Genomic DNA, 18,966 nt, shown 5'->3' with positions numbered 1-18,966 from the left:
CGGCACAGGAGCACAGGAGCACAGGAGGTCCAGGGACGTCGGGCCGGAGACGTCAGTCCAGGAAGGCGCCGCCCACCATCGGCAGCCGCACGGCACCGGACGTCGCCGGGACCGTCGAGGTGCCGCGGAGCAGGACCGCGCCGCCCGCCACGCCGATCGCCAGGTCGGCCCTGCCGTCACCGGTGAGGTCACGCAGGTGGAGGGTGTTGCCGAAGCCCGTGTCCGAGTCCGCCGGGCCGGCGGCCGTCTGCGGGATCCAGGAGGAGCGGGTGCCGCTCAGGCCCCCGGAACCGCCGCGGAAGACGTGCACGCCGCCCTGGTCCTCCTTGCCGTCGACGTCCTCCAGGGGCACGCCGACCGCCAGGTCCGCGTAGCCGTCGCCGTTGGTGTCGCCGGCGGAGACGGCCGCGCCGAAGTCGTCGTCGGCCTCGGGTGTGCCGGAGACGCCCGCGGTGGCCTGGGTGAACGTGGTGGAGCCGCTGGGGCCCGAGGACCCGCCGCGCCACACGGTCACCGCGCCCTTGCCGTGGTCCTGCTCGGGCAGGCCGAGGGCGATGTCGCCGTAGCCGTCCTTGTCGAAGTCGCCGATGGCCGCGTCCCAGGCGCCGGAGCCCAGCGTCTTGGAGGCCCCGGAGACCAGGCCGGAGGAGGAGCCCTTGAGGAACCAGGCGCGCTGCTTCGGAGTGCTGTCGGCGGCGCTGGGGAACTGCTCGCCGATGACGACGAGGTCGGTCCTGCCGTCGCCGTTGACGTTGCCGGCCACGAGACGGGAGGAGTACCAGCCCGCGTCCGTCTTGTCGATCTCGCTGACGGCTCCGGTGTGTCCGGCCTTGGTGAAGGGGCCCCGGTACAGCCACGTCTCCATCCCGCCGACGACCGCGAGGTCGGGCGAGCCGTCGCCGGTGAAGTCACCGGTGGCGAGGGAGGCGCCGAAGTGCGCCTGTGACCTGTTGGCAGAGCCCTTCGGGGTGAGCGTGGTGCCGCCGGACAGGCCGGAGGCGGAGCCCCAGAGGATGGTGACCGTGCCCCGGTACGCGGCGGTGCCGGCCTTCTCGGACGGGTTGCCGACGACCAGGTCGGAGTACCCGTCCTTGTTGAGGTCCGCTCCGGCGAGGGTCTCGCCGAAGCTGTCGTCCTCCTCGTTGGTCCCGGGCACGCCGGGGCTGTCCTGGTCGATCGTCTGGGTGTGCGCGGTGTCCAGGCCCTTGGCGCTGCCGTAGACGACGGTGACGGCGCCGCTCGCCCCGCCGTCCCGGCTGTAGCCCTGGAAGGCCAGGTCCCGGTGGCCGTCGCCGTTGAAGTCGTCGTACTGCTTGGCGACCGCGGCGGCGGCCGGGGAGCTCAGCGCCAGCGGGGTCAGCCCCGCGGTGAGCAGGGCGGCCGCGAGGACGGCGGAGGTGGCTGTGCGCATCGGAGCTCTCCCGGTGAGGCCGGCTGATCGGACGGCGGGTCGAGGCGGACGGGTCGGCGAGGCGGACGGGTCGGCGGCGTCTCAGTCGGCGAAGACGGCGCCGAGCTGGGGGGTGCCGCTGGTGGAGACGCTCACGTTGGACGGGCCGAAGGAGCGCGAGCCGCTCGTGGTGATCTTCGTGCCGTCGGACGGGAGGTAGGTGATGCCGCCGTTGCCGCTGTTCTCGTACGAACCCACGACCAGGTCGGCCTTGCCGTCGCCGGTGACGTCGTCGAGCTTCACGTCGGCGCCGAACAGGTCGTACTTCTCGCTGGTCCCGGGCACGCCGGGGGTGTTCTGCTCGAAGGCCTGGGCGCCGGAGGCGGTGTTCACGCCGGACGCCGAGCCGTACAGGACGGTGACCATGCCGGTCTCCGTGACCCCGTCGATGTCCTCGTCGGGGGCGCTGACGACGAGGTCCTGGTAGCCGTCGCCGTTGACGTCGCCGAGGTCGAGGTCCCAGCCGAAGCCGTCGCCCTTCTCGGAGGTGCCGGGCACGCTGCCGGTGTTCTGGGTGATGCCGGTGGTGCCGGCGGGGCCGGACGCGGAGCCGTAGGTGACGTTGACCCGGCCGCCGTTGGAGGAGTCCGGGACGGGGGTGCCGTCGTCGGTGGTGGCGTCCCAGCCGGCGCCGCTGACGATGTCGCCGAAGCCGTCGCCGTTGATGTCGCCGATGGCGGTGATGATGCCGGGCTTGAGGGCCTTGGCGGTGGAGCCGCTCAGGCCGCTGGCGCTGCCGGGCAGCCAGTAGTTGGTGTTCCAGCCGTACGACGTCTTGGTCTCGTAGCCGTCGACCACGAGGTCGGTGCGGCCGTCGCCGTTGACGTCCCCGGCGGTCAGGCTCATCGGGCCGTACGGGTCGTCGTTGGTGCCGGAGATGATGGGCGGCTTGACGGTGCCGCGGCTGCCGTAGGCGCCGGAGGTGGTGATGCCGCCCTTGTAGAGGTAGAGGGTGCTGGAGGAGCTGCCCACGACCAGGTCGGCCTTGCCGTCGCCGTCGAAGTCGCCGGCGGCCAGGTCCTTGCCCCAGAAGTCGTGGGAGGAGGGGGCGGGGTCGGGGAGGTCGACGGCCTTGCCGGTGAGGCCGCTGCCGGAGCCGAAGAGGATGGCGACGCCGCCGCCGTTGGTGTCGGTGCCGACCTTCTCGTCCGGGGTGCCGACGGCGAGGTCGTCGTAGCCGTCGCCGTTGAAGTCGGCGTACGCCAGCTCGGCGCCGAAGAAGTCGCCGGCCTCGGCGGTGCCGGGAACGCCCGAGGTGTTCTGGCTGATGGTGGTGCGCTTGGCGGAGGTGACGCCGGAGGCGGAGCCGTACAGGACGACGACCTGGCCGGCGTTCTTGTGGCCGCTGACGTAGGCGCCGGCCGCGGACGTGGCGATGTCGCCGACGCCGTCGCCGTTGAAGTCGGCCTTCGCGACCTTGAAGGAGTCGGCGGCCGTGGCGGGCGAGGCGGCGAACGTGAGCAGGCCGCCCGTCAGCGCGGCCGCGGTGGCCGTGGCGAGGGCGAGTCGCGTGTGCAGGTGCATGCGGTCTCCTACGGCATGCGGGGGATGCCTGGCGGGCATCCGCAGACGATGGTGTGCGGACCGTCCGTGTTCGTCGCGAGTTGTCCCGCGGTTCACCGGGCGGTCGGCGATCAGGAGACCTGCGGTGGGGCGTAAGGGTTGTACGTGAGTTCGGTAAACATCTGATCTTGCGGTGAGCCGGGCACGGCCGGGGCGGCGGCGGGCGCGCGGCTGGCGGAGGATGGTGCCATGAGCGTAGTGAAGATCAACGTGCTGACCGTCCCCGCCGAGCAGCGGGAGACCCTGGAGAAGCGGTTCGCCTCGCGGGCGCACGCGGTGGAGAACTCCGACGGCTTCGAGTGGTTCGAGCTGCTGCGCCCCGTCGAGGGCACCGACACCTACCTCGTCTACACGCGCTGGCGTGACGAGGAGTCGTTCCAGGCCTGGATGGAGGGGCCGATGAAGTCCGCGCACCAGGGCGGCGGAGAGGGCGCCGAACGCCCGAAGCCGGCCGCCTCCGGCTCGACCCTGTGGTCCTTCGAGGTGGTGCAGCAGGCGGGGCCGAAGAGCGCCTGAGCACCTTCCGGAAACGCGACGGCGCCCCCTGCCTGTGCGAGCAGGGGGCGCCGTCGCGTCGTCGGGCCGGTGTTACTTGACCGGCTCGGGCTCCGGCGCGGTCTCCGTCTCGGCCTCGCCGGCCGGGTCGACCGGGGTCCTGACGGAGTCGAGCAGCAGCTGGGCGACGTCCACGACCTGGATGGACTCCTTGGCCGTACCGTCGTTCTTCTTGCCGTTCACCGAGTCCGTGAGCATGACCAGGCAGAACGGGCAGGCGGTGGAGACGATGTCCGGGTTGAGGGAGAGGGCCTCGTCGACGCGCTCGTTGTTGATGCGCTTGCCGATCCGCTCCTCCATCCACATCCGGGCGCCGCCGGCGCCGCAGCAGAAGCCGCGCTCCTTGTGGCGGTGCATCTCCTCGTTGCGCAGGCCCGGGACCTTGCCGATGATCTCGCGCGGGGGCGTGTAGATCTTGTTGTGGCGGCCCAGGTAGCACGGGTCGTGGTAGGTGATGATGCCCTCGACCGGGGTGACCGGGATGAGCTTGCCCTCGTCCACCAGGTGCTGCAGCAGCTGGGTGTGGTGGATGACCTCGTAGTCGCCGCCGAGCTGCGGGTACTCGTTGCCGAGCGTGTTCAGGCAGTGCGGGCAGGTGGCGACGATCTTCTTCGCCGACTTGGGCTTCTTGGTGGCCGGGTCCTCGTCGTCCTCGCCGAAGGCCATGTTCAGCGCGGCCACGTTCTCCATGCCGAGCTCCTGGAACAGGGGCTCGTTGCCCAGGCGGCGGGCGGAGTCGCCGGTGCACTTCTCGTCGCCGCCCATGATCGCGAACTTGACGCCCGCGATGTGCAGCAGCTCGGCGAAGGCCTTGGTGGTCTTCTTGGCGCGGTCCTCCAGGGCGCCGGCGCAGCCGACCCAGTACAGGTACTCGACCTCGGAGAGGTCCTCGATGTCCTTGCCGACGACCGGGACCTCGAAGTCGACCTCCTTGGTCCACTCAAGGCGCTGCTTCTTGGCCAGGCCCCAGGGGTTGCCCTTCTTCTCCAGGTTCTTGAGCATCGTGCCCGCCTCGGACGGGAACGCGGACTCGATCATCACCTGGTAGCGGCGCATGTCGACGATGTGGTCGACGTGCTCGATGTCCACCGGGCACTGCTCGACGCAGGCGCCGCAGGTGGTGCAGGACCACAGCACGTCCGGGTCGATGACGCCGTTCTCCTCGGCGGTGCCGATCAGCGGCCGCTCGGCCTCGGCCAGCGCTGCCGCGGGCACCGAGGCGAGCTGCTCCTCGGAGGCCTTCTCCTCGCCCTCCATGGTCTTGCCGCCGCCCGCGAGCAGGTACGGCGCCTTGGCGTGCGCGTGGTCCCGCAGAGACATGATCAGCAGCTTCGGGGAGAGCGGCTTGCCGGTGTTCCAGGCGGGGCACTGCGACTGGCAGCGGCCGCACTCGGTGCAGGTGGAGAAGTCCAGCAGGCCCTTCCAGGAGAACTGCTCGACCTGGGAGACGCCGAAGACGTCGTCCTCGCCGGGGTCGGTGAAGTCGATCGGCTTGCCGCCGGAGGTCATCGGCAGCAGGGCGCCGAGGGAGGTCTCACCGGTGGCGTTGCGCTTGAAGAAGATGTTCGGGAACGCCAGGAAGCGGTGCCAGGCCACGCCCATGTCGGTCATCAGCGAGACCGTGATCATCCAGATGAAGGACGTCCCGATCTTGATCATGGCCGTGAGGTAGACCAGGTTCTGCAGCGTGGAGACGCTCAGCCCCTTGAACGCGAGCACCAGGGGGTACGAGGCGAAGTAGCCCGCCTCGTAGTGGTGCACGCCGGCGAGCGCGCCCTCCAGACCGCGCAGCGTCATGATCGCGAGGCCGATGACGAGGATGACGGCCTCGACGAAGTACGCCTGGCCGAAGTTGGAGCCCGCGAAGCGGGACTTGCGCCCGGGGCGCCTGGGGTGGCTCAGCTGCCGGATGACGATCAGGGTGAGGATGCCCAGCGACGTCATGGTGCCGATGAACTCGACGAACAGCTCGTACGGCAGCCAGTGCCCGATGACCGGCAGCGCCCAGTCGGCCTGGAAGAGCTGGCCGAAGGCGTTGACCAGGGTCAGCACCAGGGAGAAGAAGCCGACCGCGACGAACCAGTGGGCGACGCCGACCACGCCCCAGCGGTTCATCCGGGTGTGGCCGAGGAACTCCCTGATCACCGTGGCGGTGCGGGCGGTCCAGTCGTCGGTCCGGGTGCCCGCCGGGACGTCCTGGCCGAGCCGTACGAACCGGTAGATCTGCGCGATGGCGCGGCTGAACAGCGCAACGCCGACCACGGCGAGTACCAGCGACACGATGATCGCGGCGAGTTGCATGGGGGCTCCTGGGCGGCCTCGAACTTAACCGAGCGAGATTACTAAGCGGTAACTTATCCAGTTCGTCTGAGACTACCCTCATCTTCCTGCGGGATGCAGCCGGGCGCGGGGTGACGAGCGTCATCCCCGGACCATCCGATCGTGTTATTCATACCGAATTGCTACATTCACCCCTACCTTAGAGCCGTGCTCTACGGGATCGCCGCCGCCACCGCCGCCCTGCTGCTCGCCGCCGTGCTGTCCGCGCTGCTCAGGGTGCCCGCACTGCGGGCGGGCATCGTCGACCGGCGCCGGCAGCGCAGGCTGCCGCTGCTCGGCGGGGTCGCCGTGGTCGCCGTCACCTGCCTCGTCGCCTGGGCCGGGCAGTGGACCAGGGTCGCGCCGCTCGGCGAAGGGGTCGGCAGGCTGCTGGTCGCCGCCGCGTGCGTCGCCGGGCTGGGCCTGGTCGCCGACGTCTGGCGGCTGCGCCCGCGCGTGCTCGTCGCCGGTACGGCGGTGGCGGCGGCCTTCGTGGTGCCGTACCAGGAGACGGGTGTGCCGGGCGGCCTGCTGGGCATGGGCTGGATCGTGCTCGCCACCCTGGCCTTCAAGGGGCTCGACCATGCGGACGGGCTCGCGGGGACCGTCGGGGTGTTCACCGCGTTCGGGGCGGGGGCCTGCGCCGCCGCCGAGGTGATGGACGGCCTCGCCGTCCTGCTGAGCGTGTTCGCCGCCGCCCTCACCGGCTTCCTGATGCACAACTGGCACCCCGCGCGGATCGGACTCGGCGCCTGCGGCTCGCTGTTCACCGGGTTCCTGCTGTCCTCGTCGCTCGTCTTCACCCGCGCGGGGTACGACCTCACGCCGAGCGCGGCCGTGGTGTTCTGCCTCGGCGCGGTGGCCCTCGCCGACGCCCTCCTCGTGGTCCTCTCCCGGAGCCTGGCCCGGCGCCCGCTGCTGCGGCGCGGACCGGACCATCTGGTGCACCGGCTGCGGCCACTTGGGCTCACCCCGCAGGGCTCGGTCGTCCTGCTGGGGGCCGGGTCCTTCGCCTCGGTGCTGGTGGGGGTGCTCGTGCACACCGGGTGGACCGGGGACGGGGTGGTGGCCTGGGTGGCCGGAGGGGTGCTGCTGGTCGTCGCCGTCGCCCTTCGCATCCCTGTTCAGCAACCCCGGCGGATGCCATCGACGCAGGTCAGAGGGCAGTTGCGTGTAAGGAACGGATAAGACTTGAGCCTGGCCGACTCAGGTCTGTTGACCCAGCCGGTGCCGTCATGCACACTTGAGTCCGTTCCACTCAAGTCAGCTGGAGGAATCAACCATGGCACGTGCGGTCGGCATCGACCTGGGCACGACTAACTCCGTCGTCAGCGTTCTGGAGGGCGGCGAGCCCACCGTCATCACCAACGCCGAGGGCGCCAGGACCACGCCGTCCGTCGTCGCCTTCGCCAAGAACGGTGAGGTGCTCGTCGGCGAGGTCGCCAAGCGTCAGGCGGTCACGAACGTGGACCGGACCATCCGCTCGGTGAAGCGCCACATGGGCACCGACTGGAAGATCCAGCTCGACGGCAAGGACTTCAACCCGCAGCAGATCTCCGCGTTCATCCTGCAGAAGCTGAAGCGGGACGCCGAGGCCTACCTGGGCGAGAAGGTGACCGACGCGGTCATCACCGTCCCGGCGTACTTCAACGACTCCGAGCGCCAGGCGACCAAGGAGGCCGGCGAGATCGCCGGTCTGAACGTCCTGCGCATCGTCAACGAGCCGACCGCCGCCGCGCTGGCCTACGGCCTCGACAAGGACGACCAGACGATCCTCGTCTTCGACCTCGGTGGCGGCACCTTCGACGTCTCGCTGCTGGAGATCGGCGACGGCGTCGTCGAGGTGAAGGCCACCAACGGCGACAACCACCTCGGTGGTGACGACTGGGACCAGCGTGTCGTCGACTACCTGGTCAAGCAGTTCCAGTCCGGCCACGGCGTGGACCTGTCCAAGGACAAGATGGCCCTGCAGCGTCTGCGCGAGGCCGCCGAGAAGGCCAAGATCGAGCTGTCCTCGTCCACCGAGACCTCGATCAACCTGCCCTACATCACCGCGTCCGCCGAGGGCCCGCTGCACCTGGACGAGAAGCTCACCCGGGCTCAGTTCCAGCAGCTGACGGCCGACCTGCTGGAGCGCTGCAAGACGCCGTTCCACAACGTCATCAAGGACGCCGGCATCTCCATCAACGAGATCGACCACGTCGTGCTCGTCGGTGGCTCCACCCGTATGCCCGCGGTCGCCGAGCTCGTCAAGGAGCTGACCGGCGGCAAGGAGGCCAACAAGGGCGTGAACCCGGACGAGGTCGTCGCCATCGGCGCCTCGCTCCAGGCCGGTGTCCTCAAGGGCGAGGTCAAGGACGTCCTGCTGCTCGACGTCACCCCGCTGTCCCTCGGCATCGAGACCAAGGGCGGCATCATGACCAAGCTGATCGAGCGCAACACCACGATCCCGACCAAGCGCTCCGAGATCTTCACCACGGCCGAGGACAACCAGCCGTCGGTGCAGATCCAGGTCTACCAGGGCGAGCGCGAGATCGCGGCGTACAACAAGAAGCTCGGCATGTTCGAGCTGACCGGTCTGCCGCCGGCGCCCCGCGGCGTCCCGCAGATCGAGGTCTCCTTCGACATCGACGCCAACGGCATCATGCACGTCACGGCGAAGGACCTCGGCACCGGCAAGGAGCAGAAGATGACCGTCACCGGCGGCTCCTCGCTGCCGAAGGACGAGGTCGACCGCATGCGCGAGGAGGCCGAGCGCTACGCGGAGGAGGACCACCGCCGCCGCGAGGCCGCCGAGGCCCGCAACCAGGGCGAGCAGCTGGTCTACCAGACCGAGAAGTTCCTCAAGGACAACGAGGACAAGGTCCCCGGCGAGATCAAGACCGAGGTCGAGGCCGCGGTCGGCGAGCTGAAGGAAGCCCTCAAGGGCGAGGACACCGCCGAGATCCGCACCGCCACCGAGAAGGTCGCGGCCGTCTCGCAGAAGCTGGGCCAGGCCATGTACGCCGACGCCCAGGCCGCTCAGGCCGCCGCCGGCGGCGCCTCGGCCGGTGAGGCCAAGGCCGACGACGACGTGGTGGACGCCGAGATCGTGGACGACGAGCGCAAGGACGGTGCCGCGTAATGACGGAGGAGACCCCGGGCTTCGAAGAGAAGCCCGACGTCCCCTCCGGCGCGACCCCCGACGACGCCGAGCCGAAGGCCGCTCCCGATGAGGGGGCGGCCCCGGCCGGGGACGGAAACGACAACGCCGGTCTGCTGGCCCAGCTGGACCAGGCGCGCACGGCGCTGAACGAGCGCACGGCGGACCTCCAGCGCCTCCAGGCCGAGTTCCAGAACTACCGCCGCCGGGTCGAGCGGGACCGGATCGCGGTCAAGGAGATCGCCGTCGCGAACCTCCTGACCGAACTCCTGCCCGTGCTCGACGACATCGGCCGCGCGCGGGAACACGGCGAACTGGTCGGCGGCTTCAAGTCGGTGGCCGAGTCGCTGGAGACCGTCGCGGCCAAGATGGGCCTGCAGCAGTTCGGCAAGGAGGGCGAGCCCTTCGACCCGACGATCCACGAGGCCCTGATGCACAGCTACGCGCCGGACGTCACCGAGACGACCTGCGTGGCGATCCTGCAGCCCGGGTATCGCATCGGCGAGCGCACCATCCGCCCCGCGCGGGTGGCCGTCGCCGAGCCGCAGCCGGGCGCGCAGACCGTCAAGGCCGAGGGTGCCGAGGAGAAGACCTCCGAGGCGAAGGACGCCGGCGCCGCTGACGACAAGGAGAACGGTGGCCCGGACGAGGGCTGACGTGAGGACCCACGGGAAGCACGGGAAGGGGGTACGTCGAGGATGAGCACGAAGGACTTCATCGAGAAGGACTACTACAAGGTCCTCGGCGTCCCCAAGGACGCCACCGAGGCCGAGATCAAGAAGGCGTACCGGAAGCTCGCCCGCGAGTACCACCCGGACGCCAACAAGGGCAACGCCAGGGCCGAGGAGCGCTTCAAGGAGATCTCCGAGGCGAACGACGTGCTCGGCGACCCCAAGAAGCGCAAGGAGTACGACGAGGCACGCGCCCTGTTCGGCAACGGCGGCTTCCGCCCCGGGCCGGGCGCCGGCGGCTCGTTCAACTTCGACCTGGGCGACCTCTTCGGAGGCGGCGCGAGCACCCAGGGCGGCTTCGGCGGCGGACTCGGTGACGTCTTCGGGGGCCTGTTCAACCGCGGCGGCGCCGCGGGGACGCGGACCCAGCCCCGGCGCGGCCAGGACATCGAGTCCGAGGTCACGCTGAGCTTCACGGAGGCCATCGAGGGCGCCACGGTGCCGCTGCGCATGTCCTCCCAGGCGCCCTGCAAGGCCTGCTCGGGCACCGGCGACAAGAACGGCACACCGCGCGTGTGCCCGACCTGCGTCGGCACCGGGCAGGTCGCCCGGGGCTCGGGCGGCGGCTTCTCGCTCACCGACCCCTGCCCCGACTGCAAGGGCCGCGGCCTGATCGCCGAGCACCCCTGCATGGAGTGCAAGGGCAGCGGCCGGGCGAAGTCGTCCAGGACGATGCAGGTCCGCATCCCGGCCGGGGTGACCGACGGGCAGCGCATCCGGCTGCGCGGCAAGGGCGCGCCCGGCGAGCGGGGCGGACCGGCGGGCGACCTGTACGTGGTCGTGCACGTCGGCGCGCACCCGGTGTTCGGCCGCAAGGGCGACAACCTCACCGTCACCGTGCCGGTGACGTTCCCCGAGGCGGCCCTCGGCGGCGAGGTCCGGGTGCCGACCCTCGGCGGACCGCCCGTCACCCTGAAACTGCCGCCCGGCACGCCCAACGGCCGTACCATGCGCGCCCGGGGCAAGGGCGCGGTCCGCAAGGACGGCTCCCGCGGGGACCTCCTGGTCACCGTCGAGGTGCGTGTGCCCGAGGACCTGCCGGGGAAGGCTCGTGACGCGCTCGAGGCGTATCGCGAGGCGACCGCGGGCGAGGACCCGCGGGCGGAGCTGTTCGAGGCCGCGAAGGGAGACTGAGAGAGATGGACGGCCGTCGACGTAACCCGTATGAACTGACCGAGGAGACCCCGGTCTACGTCATCTCGGTGGCGGCCCAGCTCTCCGGACTCCACCCGCAGACGCTGCGCCAGTACGACCGCCTGGGCCTGGTGTCCCCGGACCGCACCGCGGGCCGGGGCCGGCGCTACTCGGCCCGCGACATCGAACTGCTCCGCCAGGTGCAGCAGTTGTCGCAGGACGAGGGCATCAACCTGGCCGGCATCAAGCGCATCATCGAACTGGAGAACCAGGTCGCCGCCCTGCAGTCCCGCGTGGCGGAGCTTCAGGCGGCCCTGGACGGCGCGGCGGCCGCGATGCAGCAGCGCGAGGCCGCCGTCCACGCCTCCTACCGGCGCGACCTGGTGCCGTACCAGGAGGTCCAGCAGACCAGCGCGCTGGTGGTGTGGCGGCCCAAGCGCCAGCAGCAGGACTGAGTGGAACACGGTGAAGGGGCCCGCGGCGGACCGCGGGCCCCTTCGGCGTGTCAGGACCCGCTCGGCGGGGTGATGGCGTAGTCGGTGTCGGCGAACGACTCGGTGCCGTCCGCCTGGACGAGGGAGATCATGTAGTACACCGTCGTGCCGGCCGGGGCGTCGGTGTCCGTCCAGAACCAGCCGTCCCGGCTCTTGGCCACCGGGGCCTCGGTCAGCCGGACGAACCTGTCCTCGGCGCGGTCCCAGCGGTAGACGTGGAAGCCGGTCACCGAGGAGGTGTCCTCGTACGGGCACCACGGCTCCACCCTGATCCCGTTCGCGGTCCGCCAGGTCGTCGTCTGGCAGCCCGCCGTGTCGGGCGGGACCGAGGTGGGCCGCAGGTCGAGCGCGGTCACCGGGACGGAGGCGACGGGCACGCTCCAGTCCTCGACGTCCGGATCGTCCTGGTAGGTCAGGGAGTTGCCGTAGACGTCCACGGCCACCACGAACAGGCGGTACGACGTGCCGTCGGCCGGCCAGGACAGCAGGGTCTGCGTCGTCGAGGCGTCCACCTTCCCCAGGTACTCGGGGTCGTGGGACTCGTCCTGCTGCTGGTAGAGGGCGTAGGACGCGAGGTCCGGGGCCGTGCTGGGCTGCCAGGACAGGCGGATGCCGTACTCCAGGGGCTCGGCGGCGAGGCCGGTGACCACCGGCGGCGGTGTCTCGTCGCCGGGCCGGGTGGCGGTGACCTCCGCGGAGGGCACCGACCAGCGCCCGGCGGAGTCCCTGCGGAGCACCGTGTAGTGGTACGTGGTGCCGCGGCGGCCGGAGGAGTCGGTGCAGGTGCGCTCGGTGTCGCCGGCGGCGTCCGTGGCGCTGGTGGGCGAGCCGCAGGTGAGGGTCTTCCAGTCCCGGGAGCCGTCGGCGTGGTCCGCGGAGCGGCGGACCGTGTAGCCGGCGGTGCCGGCGGGCTCGGTCCAGCCGATGACCGTCTCGCCGCTGTCCGTGCGCGCGGTGACGTGCTGCGGCGGGGCGATGGTCCGGGTGCTGGTGACGACGGCCGAGTCGGCGGCGTTGCCGTGCGCGTCGAGCGCGGCGACCTTGTAGTCGTAGGCCGTGCGGTATTCGGCCTTGGCGTCCGTGTAGCCGGTGGACGTGGTCTCGGCGAGCGCGGTGAAGTCGCCCGCCCCGGCGGGCCTGCGGTACACCCGGTAGCCGGTGGCGTCCGAAGGGGCCGTCCAGGACAGCTCGTTGGCGTCCTCGGTGCCGGTCGCGGTGAGCTTCGGCGCGGCGGGCGGGGTCAGGTCCCGGGAGGGGACCGGGCCCTGGTCGGTGCTGCCGGCGGACTCGTTGCCGGCCTTGTCGTAGGCGCGGATCTCGTAGTAGTACGACTGCCCGGTCTGCGGCGGCCGTTCGCTGAAGCGCGGCACCGTGGTCGTGCCGACCCGGGTGAAGCTGCTCGTGCCCGCCACCCGCCGGTAGACGCGGTAACCGGCGAGGTCCATCTCCTTGTTCGCCGTCCAGCTGAGCACGGCGTCGATGCCGGACGGCTCACCGGTGTAGTAGTCCCAGGAGACTCCGGTCGGGGCGAGCGGTCGCACCGTGTCGACGGTGGCGGAGGTGCGCGGGGTGTAGGCGAACTTCACGCTCGCGGCGCCGGTCCAGTTGACGTAGTCCACGCGCAGGGTGTGCTTGCCCTTGGGGACGGTGACGTTGACCGTCTTGGCACGGGTGCCCGAGGTGTTGGACCACAGGTCGGTCTTGCGGACACCGTCCAGGTACACCCGGATGCCGTCGGTCCCGGAGGCGGCGAACGCGAAGGGGCCGCCGGAGCCGAAGTCGCGGGTGACGCTCCAGCGGACGCCGAAGTTGTCCTTCGGCAGCCCGGAGGCGGGCGCGCCGGTCCAGTTCTGGTCGATGACGCTGTCGCAGTCCGTCTTCTTCGGGGTGCCGGAGAACGTGGTGTTCGCGTAGAACGTCCGCTTGTACGTCGGTGCGGTGCAGGTCGTGGCCGCGGACGCGGTCAGGGCGGCCGCGTTCAGCAGGGCGCCGGCGGTGGCGAGCACGACGGCCGTGGCGGTCGCGCGTCTGGCTGGGTTCATTCGGTCCTCTGCTCGAGTCGGGTGGGCGGCGCGCGGCCGCCGGTGATCACGACTCGCGAAGATCGGGGTTGGTTGTACCGCTCTTTGCCGGGCCATGAACTCCCTTTGAATGGAGGGTCCGTAAAGAGTGTTTGGAGGTGATTCCGCGTGTCCTTCACAGAGTCAGCTGAGCGTGGTGTTGCGGACTCGTTAAGTAGTTCCGCTTGACGCCGGGTGTGGCCTCCGCGTTGGCTTTTCAGACACCTGGGTCGTATAGCCGCCCTACGTCCGGAAGCCGAAGTGAGCCCTCGCATGCGTCGTATCGCCCTGTCCGTGGCCGCATCCACGATGACCCTCTCGCTCGCCGGCTGTGGCGTGCTGGACGCCACGGGGAACAGCGCGAGCGCGAGCCCGAGCAGGGGCAACGACATCACCGTCGGGCTGCTGCTGCCGGAGAAGGCCAACACCCGCTACGACAAGTTCGACTACCCCATCATCAAGAGCGAGGTCTCCCGGCTCACCGCGAAGCAGGGCAAGACCGAGTACCTCAACGCCGACGCGGACGCCTCCCGGCAGGCCTCGCAGATGCAGCGGCTGATCGACGAGAAGGCCGACATCATCATGCTCGACGCCGTCGACGCGCACGCCATCGCGCCCGAGGTGAAGAAGGCCAAGGACGCGGGCATCCCGGTCATCGCCTACGACCGGCTCGCCGAGGGCCCGATCGACGCCTACATCTCCTTCGACAACGAACTCGTCGGCGAGGTGCAGGGCCGCACCCTGCTGGAGGCCCTCGGCTCGAACGCCGACAGCTCCGCCAAGATCGTCATGGTGAACGGCTCGCCCACCGACCCCAACGCCAAGCAGTTCAAGGAGGGCGCGCTCTCCGAACTGAACGGCAAGGTGACGATCGCCCAGTCGTACGACACCACGGACTGGAAGCCGGAACTCGCCGAGTCCGAGATGACCAAGGCGATCGGCGCGATCGGCAAGAGCAACATCGCCGGTGTCTACGCCGCCAACGACGGCATGGCGGGCGGCGTCATCAAGGCCCTGAAGGCGGCCGGCGTCACCGCTCTGCCTCCGGTCACCGGCCAGGACGCGGAACTCGACGCGGTGCAGCGGATCGTGACCGGCGAGCAGTACATGAGCGTCTACAAGGCCTACCCGGACGAGGCCGAGGCCGCCGCCCAGATAGCCGTCGCCAAGGTCCAGGGCAAGGACATCCAGTTCGACGCGCTCACCCAGGACAAGGTCTCCAGCCCCACCACCAAGGACATCCCGTCCAAGCTGATCCAGCCGATCGCCCTGACCAAGGGCAACATCAAGGACACGGTCATCGCGGACGGCATCTACACCGTGGCCGACATCTGCACGCCCAAGTACAAGGCGGCCTGCGCGGCGATCGGCCTGAAGTCCTGAGGTCCTGAGGCAAGGGCGCGTTCCCCGCGCCCCCACCCCCATCAGCTTGTTGCAAGGCGAGGGGCGGAGCCTGGTCGATACCCGGACATAACGTGCTTTAGCGGTGGGCCTGTTGGGGCGAGCCGTGTTGCGGACCCGGTCGGCGCCGCGCATAGTTGCGCTGCGGAAGTGGCAGCACACCGGGGGTGAAATGGGCGATGGCCGGGCACGGGGCGGAGGAGCATCCACACGGGGCCGACCGACTGTGCGCGGCCGGGGACCGTGTCTATTCCCGGGCCGTACGCCGGGGCCGGGTGCCGCGCACCGACGCCGAGCCGGTGCCCTGCCTGCTGGACCTGGCCCTGCTGCACCCGGACCCCGACGACATGGACTGGCTGGTGCCGACCTCCCCGCAGGAGGTCATGACCAGGCTGCTGCGCGGGGTCTACGACGAGGTCAGTGAAAGCCAGCGCAAGGTGGGCTCGGCGGTGGCCGCCTTCGAGTGGTACGCCGGACTCGGCCGCCGGCTCGGCGCGCTGTCCGCACCGGCCGAGGGCAGCGCGATCCGGGTGCTGGACGGGCTCTCCCGGATCCAGGCCGCGATGGACGAGGCCACCGAGGCGTGCACCACCGAGGTGCTCACCGTGCAGCCCGGCGGCATCCGCCGGGAGGCCGAGCTGACCGAGGGCCTGCACCGGGCGCTGGCCCTGCGCGGCCGGGGCGTGCGCATGCGCGACCTGTACACGCACGTGGCCCGGCACGGCCAGGGGCTGCTCAACTACCTGGAGCTGATGGGCGACACGGTCGAGGCCCGGACGCTGGACGAGGTCATCGACCGGCTCATCCTGTTCGACCGCACGGTGGCCTTCATCCCCGCCAACGCCGACCGCACCATGGCCCTGGAGCTGCGCCACCCGGCCCTCGTGGAGTACCTGGTGACGGTCTTCGAACGCCTCTGGCGCCTCGCCATCCCGCTCACCGCGCCGCTACCCGACACCGGCATCGAGGGCATCTCGCACCGCGAGCAGTCCATCGCCGCGCTGCTCGCCGAGGGACACCAGGACGCGGTGATCGCCGAGCGGCTCGGCATCAGCGTGCGCACCTGCCGCGCCCACATCGCCCGCCTGTCGGAGACCCTCGGCGCGGCCAGCCGTACCCAGCTGGGTGTGCGGATCGCCCAGGTCGGCCTGGACGGCCACCGCGGCGCCGGGCTGCCGGCCCGCGCGCTCACGGTTCCTGGTCAAGAATCCCCGAGCGTGCGATGAGATAGCCGAGCTGGGCGCGGCTGTCGCTGCCGAGGGTGGCGGCGAGCTTGGCGATGTGCAGCCGGGCGGTGCGGACGTTCATGCCGAGCCGGTCGGCGATGTGGGCGTCGGTGTGGCCCTCGACCAGGAGGGCCACGATGGCCAGCTGGCGGGGCGTGACGCCGTCGAGGGAGGGCTGCGGGGCGGTCTGCGGGTACAGGGGCGTGGCCAGGCGCCACAGGCGGTCGAAGGCGGTGGCGAGGAACCCGACGATGGCGGGGTGGCGGATCTCCACGGCGAGGGTCCGGTCGGCGTTCGCCGGGATGAAGGCGACCGTGCGGTCCACGACGATGAGGCGGTCGGTGATCTCGTCGAGGGTGCGGGCCTCGACGTCGCCTCTGAGCTGCTCGTAGCGGGCCACCACCGAGGGCGCGTGCCGCAGGGTGTGCTGGTAGAGCGTGCGGATCCGGCCGCCCCGGTCGAGGAACGCCTGGTCCCGGCCGAGAGCCTGGGCGCGCGCCTCGTCGGACGCCCGGGTGTGGCTGACGTGCGGCTGGACGGCGAGCAGTTCGCCGCTGCTGCCTGCCATGGCCCGCTCGATCGCCCGGCCGATGCCGCGGAATCCGCTGAGGACGGCGATCACCGGCGGGTCGTCGGCCCCGGTGGGCCCGGCGTCGGTCCGCATCAGCGGGGCGAACAGCTCGGCCAGCCGGACCTCGCGCCGCCGTTCGTCGGCGATGCGGTCCTGAGAGGCCAGCAGCAACCGGTGCAGGGCGACGGCGGGTGCGAGGGGCTCCAGTCTGTCCAGGTCCCCGACCGACGGGTGCAGCAGACCGGTGTCGATCAGGCAGGGCGCTTCCTCGGCGTCCTCGGCGCGCAGGTGACCGTCGCGCAGCGCGCGTGCGTACAGTGCCGCCCCCTCGGCGCACAGGTCGTCGGCAGCGTGTGCCGCGTGCGTGGCCCGGCCCATCGTCGCCTCCCCTTGCGGACTCAGAGGTCCTGGTCCAGGATTCCCGACTGCGCTATGAGGAAGCCGAGCTGTGCCCGGCTGCCGCTGCCCAGTGCGGTCGCGAGCTTGGCGATGTGGGCCCGGCAGGTGCGCACGTTCATGCCCAGGCGCCGGGCGATGGCCTCGTCGACATGGCCCTCCACCAGCAGCTTGGCGATGGAGTGCTGGATCTCCGTGATGCCGTCGGGTGCGGTCTCGTAGGGCGCGCCGGCGCTGAGGGGGACCGCGCGGGCCCACATGAACTCGAAGACCTTGATCAGATAGCGGACGAGCCCGGGGTGCCGCAGTTCCAGGGCGATCTCCCCGTCGTCGCGCGTCGGGATGAAGGCCACGGTCTCGTCGCAGATGATCAGCCGCTCGACGAGTTCGTCGATGGTGCGGTACTCCACCTTGCCGTCGGTGAACTGGGCCACGTAGGCCAGCGTCTCCGGGCTGTAGCGGGCCGGGTGCTGGTAGAGGGTGCGGATGCGGCAGCCGCGTTCGATCAGCGGACGGTCGCGCTCGAGTGCCTTGGTGAGGGTGTGCTCCAGCCGCCGGCGGCTCGGCTGTACGGTCAGCATCTCGGTCTGGCACTGTGAGGTGGCCAGGTCCAGCGCCGCGTTGATCCGGTCGAGGCCCTCCAGCACGGTGATCGAGTGCGTGGTCGCCGTGGGCTGGGCACTGATGCTCATGAACGGCTCGAAAGCATCGGCCAGTTCGATCGACTGCCGCCTTCGCTGGCTGATCTCCTGCTCGATGGGGTTGAGCCGCTGGGCCAGGGCAATGGATGGAGGGACCGGACGCAGCCAGTTCGGGTCGTCGGGATCGGGGTGAAGGAGGGCGAACTCCATCAAACAGGGCGCCGGTTCCACATCCGCACGGGCTAGGCGTCCCGTCCGGAGAGCGTTCCCGTAAAGGCGGCGCCCGTCCTCGCACAGGTCGGTCAGCCCGTGGGGATGTGTCCGCTTAGTCTCATTTATCGCCAAATCTCCACCCCCCAGGGTCCTGAACGTGCAGGAACATGATGCATCGATTGTGTGGCCATGACGTGCCGGAATGGGCCATCGTCGTATTCGGACGGGGGAGAGGTGACCTTCAAATGAGGACGAAGCCGACTATGCATAAGAGAATGCTTCGCTCGGCGCTTGTCGCCGCCTTCTCCGCCGTGCTGGCCTTCGGAGCGATGACCGGTCACGCGGGGGCGAGGAGTGCCGCGCAGGACAGCAGCTGGCTGGTCAAGGCCGCGCCCGGCGACAGCAGTTGGCTGGTCAAGGCCGCGCCCGGCGACAGCAGTTGGCTGGTCAAGGCGGCGCCCGGTGACAGCAGTTGGGTGATCACGGCGTCCGGCACTCCGGGTGACAGCTCCTGGGTCGCTCCGGCGGACAGCTCTTGGGTCGCCCCGGCGGACAGCAGCTGGGCCGTGCGGTCATGAGCACTCCACCCGACGACCGCTCCTTCCGTCGCGAGATGGCCACGGCCTACCGCTCCGGATGGCACTTCATCGACCTGGTCACCGCCATCCCGCACAGCGGTGACTCGCTGATGGTGACGGTGTTCGGTGAGCCGGTCGTCGTGACGCGGGACGCGGACGAGGACGTGCGGGCGTACCGGTGCCTGCGCAAGCCGCGCGGAGCCCCCCAGCCCGTGCGGTGTGCCGTACGGTACGGAATGATCTTTGTGAATCTCGACCAGCGGGACCACCGGCTCGCCGAGCCGGCGGACCAGGACCTGAGGACCATCTCGGCCACCCCCCGCAGTGCCTGACGCGATTCCCCCGTCGTAAAAGATCGCTCAGGTGCTTCCCCCCGCAGCGGCGTCACCGTGACCTGAACACGGTGACGCCGCTGTCGTTTTCCAGCGGTATCTCCCGGCATCCCCCGGTATGTGCGCGCCTCCAGCGTGGCCGGAACTGTTCGCTCGCGCC

16 protein-coding genes are annotated in these 18,966 nt (G+C 70.5%); 10 read left to right on the top strand and 6 right to left on the bottom strand.

Features of this window, described 5'->3' with window-relative positions; translation table 11 throughout:
- Nucleotides 1–52 precede the first annotated feature (52 nt).
- Nucleotides 53–1,411, bottom strand: a complete 1,359-nt coding sequence (locus AB0950_RS28675) for an FG-GAP and VCBS repeat-containing protein (protein ID WP_366779703.1) — start codon at nucleotides 1,409–1,411, stop codon at nucleotides 53–55.
- 81 nt (nucleotides 1,412–1,492) lie between these two features.
- Nucleotides 1,493–2,974 carry an FG-GAP and VCBS repeat-containing protein gene (locus AB0950_RS28670; RefSeq protein WP_360154401.1) on the bottom strand — a complete coding sequence of 494 codons (1,482 nt, stop codon included), beginning with the start codon at nucleotides 2,972–2,974 and terminating at the stop codon, nucleotides 1,493–1,495.
- 228 nt (nucleotides 2,975–3,202) lie between these two features.
- Between AB0950_RS28670 and AB0950_RS28665 the strand changes: the two genes are divergently transcribed.
- The gene (locus AB0950_RS28665) at nucleotides 3,203–3,529 is read left to right on the top strand and encodes an antibiotic biosynthesis monooxygenase (protein ID WP_330338741.1); all 327 of its coding nucleotides are present in this window, start codon (nucleotides 3,203–3,205) and stop codon (nucleotides 3,527–3,529) included.
- A gap of 72 nt (nucleotides 3,530–3,601) precedes the next feature.
- On the opposite strand, the gene AB0950_RS28660 is transcribed toward AB0950_RS28665, so the two are convergent.
- Nucleotides 3,602–5,869 carry a heterodisulfide reductase-related iron-sulfur binding cluster gene (locus tag AB0950_RS28660; protein WP_360154397.1) on the bottom strand — a complete coding sequence of 756 codons (2,268 nt, stop codon included), beginning with the start codon at nucleotides 5,867–5,869 and terminating at the stop codon, nucleotides 3,602–3,604.
- A gap of 186 nt (nucleotides 5,870–6,055) precedes the next feature.
- Between AB0950_RS28660 and AB0950_RS28655 the strand changes: the two genes are divergently transcribed.
- From AB0950_RS28655 to AB0950_RS28635, 5 genes are all read left to right on the top strand, one after another.
- Entirely contained in the window at nucleotides 6,056–7,075 is a 1,020-nt protein-coding gene (locus AB0950_RS28655; RefSeq protein ID WP_366779702.1) for an MraY family glycosyltransferase, read from the top strand.
- A 94-nt stretch (nucleotides 7,076–7,169) separates the two neighbouring features.
- On the top strand, nucleotides 7,170–9,011 hold the full coding sequence (gene dnaK, locus AB0950_RS28650; protein ID WP_360154391.1) for a molecular chaperone DnaK: 1,842 nt from the start codon (nucleotides 7,170–7,172) through the stop codon (nucleotides 9,009–9,011).
- Nucleotides 9,011–9,685 carry a nucleotide exchange factor GrpE gene (gene grpE, locus AB0950_RS28645; protein WP_360154388.1) on the top strand — a complete coding sequence of 225 codons (675 nt, stop codon included), beginning with the start codon at nucleotides 9,011–9,013 and terminating at the stop codon, nucleotides 9,683–9,685. The genes dnaK and grpE overlap by 1 nt, the downstream gene beginning before the upstream one ends.
- 42 nt (nucleotides 9,686–9,727) lie before the next feature.
- Nucleotides 9,728–10,894, top strand: coding sequence for a molecular chaperone DnaJ (gene dnaJ, locus AB0950_RS28640; RefSeq protein WP_360154385.1), 1,167 nt, complete (start codon nucleotides 9,728–9,730; stop codon nucleotides 10,892–10,894).
- Nucleotides 10,895–10,899: 5 nt separating this feature from the next.
- A complete protein-coding gene (locus AB0950_RS28635; protein ID WP_360089474.1) occupies nucleotides 10,900–11,349 on the top strand; it encodes a helix-turn-helix domain-containing protein in 450 nt (149 codons plus the stop codon).
- Nucleotides 11,350–11,399: 50 nt separating this feature from the next.
- Here AB0950_RS28635 and AB0950_RS28630 read toward each other — a convergent pair whose 3' ends face one another.
- Nucleotides 11,400–13,430 carry a PA14 domain-containing protein gene (locus AB0950_RS28630; RefSeq protein WP_366779701.1) on the bottom strand — a complete coding sequence of 677 codons (2,031 nt, stop codon included), beginning with the start codon at nucleotides 13,428–13,430 and terminating at the stop codon, nucleotides 11,400–11,402.
- A gap of 291 nt (nucleotides 13,431–13,721) precedes the next feature.
- On the opposite strand from AB0950_RS28630, the gene AB0950_RS28625 reads away from it, so the two are divergent.
- Both AB0950_RS28625 and AB0950_RS28620 read left to right on the top strand, forming a co-directional pair.
- A complete protein-coding gene (locus AB0950_RS28625) occupies nucleotides 13,722–14,831 on the top strand; it encodes a substrate-binding domain-containing protein (RefSeq protein WP_360571772.1) in 1,110 nt (369 codons plus the stop codon).
- 197 nt (nucleotides 14,832–15,028) lie between these two features.
- Nucleotides 15,029–16,075: a LuxR C-terminal-related transcriptional regulator gene (locus AB0950_RS28620; RefSeq protein WP_360154376.1), complete on the top strand. Its 1,047-nt coding sequence runs from the start codon at nucleotides 15,029–15,031 to the stop codon at nucleotides 16,073–16,075.
- Here AB0950_RS28620 and AB0950_RS28615 read toward each other — a convergent pair.
- Together AB0950_RS28615 and AB0950_RS28610 are read right to left on the bottom strand one after the other, a co-directional pair.
- A complete protein-coding gene (locus tag AB0950_RS28615; protein ID WP_366779700.1) occupies nucleotides 16,038–17,024 on the bottom strand; it encodes a helix-turn-helix transcriptional regulator in 987 nt (328 codons plus the stop codon). The two genes, AB0950_RS28620 and AB0950_RS28615, sit on opposite strands and share 38 nt — an antisense overlap.
- Before the next feature lie 20 nt (nucleotides 17,025–17,044).
- Nucleotides 17,045–17,989: a helix-turn-helix transcriptional regulator gene (locus tag AB0950_RS28610; protein ID WP_360154551.1), complete on the bottom strand. Its 945-nt coding sequence runs from the start codon at nucleotides 17,987–17,989 to the stop codon at nucleotides 17,045–17,047.
- Nucleotides 17,990–18,171: 182 nt separating this feature from the next.
- Here AB0950_RS28610 and AB0950_RS28605 point away from each other — a divergent pair, with 182 nt between their 5' ends.
- Nucleotides 18,172–18,474, top strand: coding sequence for a hypothetical protein (locus AB0950_RS28605; RefSeq protein ID WP_366779699.1), 303 nt, complete (start codon nucleotides 18,172–18,174; stop codon nucleotides 18,472–18,474).
- Nucleotides 18,471–18,806: a hypothetical protein gene (locus AB0950_RS28600; RefSeq protein ID WP_330338729.1), complete on the top strand. Its 336-nt coding sequence runs from the start codon at nucleotides 18,471–18,473 to the stop codon at nucleotides 18,804–18,806. The genes AB0950_RS28605 and AB0950_RS28600 overlap by 4 nt, the downstream gene beginning before the upstream one ends.
- Nucleotides 18,807–18,966: the final 160 nt, after the last annotated feature.

It is taken from the genome of Streptomyces sp. NPDC007189 (assembly GCF_040703635.1).
GTDB lineage: Bacteria > Actinomycetota > Actinomycetes > Streptomycetales > Streptomycetaceae > Streptomyces.
This window is presented reverse-complemented; position numbering and strand designations above follow the sequence as displayed.

What these genes read in the sequence shown, in the direction of transcription:
- AB0950_RS28675 (WP_366779703.1), bottom strand. Translation starts at nt 1,411, where the DNA reads ATGCGCACAGCCACCTCCGCCGTCCTCGCGGCCGCCCTGCTCACCGCG.
- AB0950_RS28665 (WP_330338741.1), top strand. Translation starts at nt 3,203, where the DNA reads ATGAGCGTAGTGAAGATCAACGTGCTGACCGTCCCCGCCGAGCAGCGG.
- AB0950_RS28625 (WP_360571772.1), top strand. Translation starts at nt 13,722, where the DNA reads ATGCGTCGTATCGCCCTGTCCGTGGCCGCATCCACGATGACCCTCTCG.
- AB0950_RS28670 (WP_360154401.1), bottom strand. Translation starts at nt 2,974, where the DNA reads ATGCACCTGCACACGCGACTCGCCCTCGCCACGGCCACCGCGGCCGCG.
- AB0950_RS28635 (WP_360089474.1), top strand. Translation starts at nt 10,900, where the DNA reads ATGGACGGCCGTCGACGTAACCCGTATGAACTGACCGAGGAGACCCCG.
- AB0950_RS28605 (WP_366779699.1), top strand. Translation starts at nt 18,172, where the DNA reads ATGCTTCGCTCGGCGCTTGTCGCCGCCTTCTCCGCCGTGCTGGCCTTC.
- dnaJ (WP_360154385.1), top strand. Translation starts at nt 9,728, where the DNA reads ATGAGCACGAAGGACTTCATCGAGAAGGACTACTACAAGGTCCTCGGC.
- grpE (WP_360154388.1), top strand. Translation starts at nt 9,011, where the DNA reads ATGACGGAGGAGACCCCGGGCTTCGAAGAGAAGCCCGACGTCCCCTCC.
- AB0950_RS28600 (WP_330338729.1), top strand. Translation starts at nt 18,471, where the DNA reads ATGAGCACTCCACCCGACGACCGCTCCTTCCGTCGCGAGATGGCCACG.
- AB0950_RS28660 (WP_360154397.1), bottom strand. Translation starts at nt 5,869, where the DNA reads ATGCAACTCGCCGCGATCATCGTGTCGCTGGTACTCGCCGTGGTCGGC.
- dnaK (WP_360154391.1), top strand. Translation starts at nt 7,170, where the DNA reads ATGGCACGTGCGGTCGGCATCGACCTGGGCACGACTAACTCCGTCGTC.
- AB0950_RS28615 (WP_366779700.1), bottom strand. Translation starts at nt 17,024, where the DNA reads ATGGGCCGGGCCACGCACGCGGCACACGCTGCCGACGACCTGTGCGCC.
- AB0950_RS28630 (WP_366779701.1), bottom strand. Translation starts at nt 13,430, where the DNA reads ATGAACCCAGCCAGACGCGCGACCGCCACGGCCGTCGTGCTCGCCACC.
- AB0950_RS28620 (WP_360154376.1), top strand. Translation starts at nt 15,029, where the DNA reads ATGGCCGGGCACGGGGCGGAGGAGCATCCACACGGGGCCGACCGACTG.